The sequence below is a fragment of the Halanaerobium sp. ST460_2HS_T2 genome, assembly GCF_003337665.1.
Classification (GTDB): Bacteria; Bacillota; Halanaerobiia; order Halanaerobiales; family Halanaerobiaceae; genus Halanaerobium; species Halanaerobium kushneri.
This window is the reverse complement of the sequence record NZ_QPJF01000077.1, coordinates 1-1,536: the sequence shown is the minus strand read 5'-3', so window position 1 is coordinate 1,536 and position 1,536 is coordinate 1. Positions and strand designations below refer to the sequence as shown.

General features: G+C 34.2%; 1 protein-coding gene. It reads right to left on the bottom strand.

The features are described from left to right. Positions 1–176: 176 nt before the first annotated feature. A complete protein-coding gene (locus DFR80_RS15090) occupies positions 177–1,370 on the bottom strand; it encodes a transposase (RefSeq protein WP_114490485.1) in 1,194 nt (397 codons plus the stop codon). Between the last annotated feature and the right edge of the window lie 166 nt (positions 1,371–1,536).

Here is a 1,536-nt window from a genome sequence, read left to right as displayed (position 1 = left end):
TAAGCGAATTTCATAATACGCTTAATTTAGTTTAATTCAAAAAAATATTGTCTGCGAATCATAAAAATAAGCCTTTTAATTTGAATTTGAAGATTTTAATGATTTACCATAGATTTACTGCTAAAATTAGACGCACTTAGCTTGGGTAACTTAAAATCATAGTTTTAAAAAGCTATTTAAGCAGCTAAAACCTGATTTTGCAGCTTGATTTTCTCTGCTGCTATTCTTGCAGCTATCAAACTGATTGAGCTTAACAGTAAATGAGTTTTAACTTTCTTGGCTCCCATTACAGTTAAGTTTTCTAAATTCAGATGTTCTTTTAGTCTGGAAAAAGTTCTTTCGACACTGGTTCTTTTGTTGTAGATCTTTTTCCAGGTTCTAGAATCTCTATGTGGAGTTGATATATATCTTGGATTATCTTTTGGTCTGGTTTTAGTTACTCGACCATAGTTGCTGTCAGAACACCACTTTGTACCGTGAATACAATCAACTTTACCACATACATGTGGACATCTAAATTTATTAACTCCATTATGATGACCCCAGTAATACATTTTATGACCACCACTACAGACTGGTGTACCTTTAAAATCATAAAATCCAGCTGGTGGCTGCTTAGCATTACGCTTGTTAATTGGGATAATAGCCTGAGATTCCTGTTCAAAGAGAATGTGTTCATAGATATCAGTGGTATCATAACCTGAATCCATAGTCCAGTATTTGGGTTCAGTTAAATCTCTTTCAGCTAAGAAGCTATCAACCTTTTCAACTAAGGGGATGGCCTGAGTTTTATCTGCATGATTAGCTGGTGTTAAAGTTAAAGCTATTGGTAGTTCTGATTTAGTTTCAACTGCAGCATGTATCTTCCAGCCATACCAGGTTATCTGATTTTTATGAGAATCAAATTTAGTACCCCAATCAGGGGTAAAAGAATTTTTCTTATCTATCTTTGACCTTGGTTTAGCTCGTTCATATGCTTCCAGTTTTGAAGCATCAATAGCCATTATTTCAGTATCCAATAAGTTAAGTTCTATGCTTTGATCTAAGAGATCATTCATTAGTAATTCCAGTCCATCAGTTTCAGATAATTTGTTGTAATAGCGGCTGAAAGTTGACTCACTGGGCACCCTACCAGTGGTAGAAAAGCCGCAGACATATCTGAGATAAGGACTTCTATCAATTTTGCTCACTAAGTCTGCTCTGCTGGGAATCTTTTCAATCTGTTGGACCAAAAAAGCTCTTAAGATAGCTTCAGGATTATATCCATTTGGTCCTTTATTTGACTTAGGTTTTATCTTTTCAACTAAAGGATCTAAATCAATAGGATCCAAAATACAAATTAATTTGTCTGTTTCCGATAAATTTACCAATTCTTCAAAGGGAAAGAGACACTCTTGTCGAATATTATTAATAGGGCTTCACCTTCTTTCGGGTTTTATGGGTGCTACTATTTAATTCGACAAGAATGGGGTGAAGCCCTTTCTATATCATTAAAATCTTTGTTATATCAAGGCTTATTTTTATGAAATTCGCTTA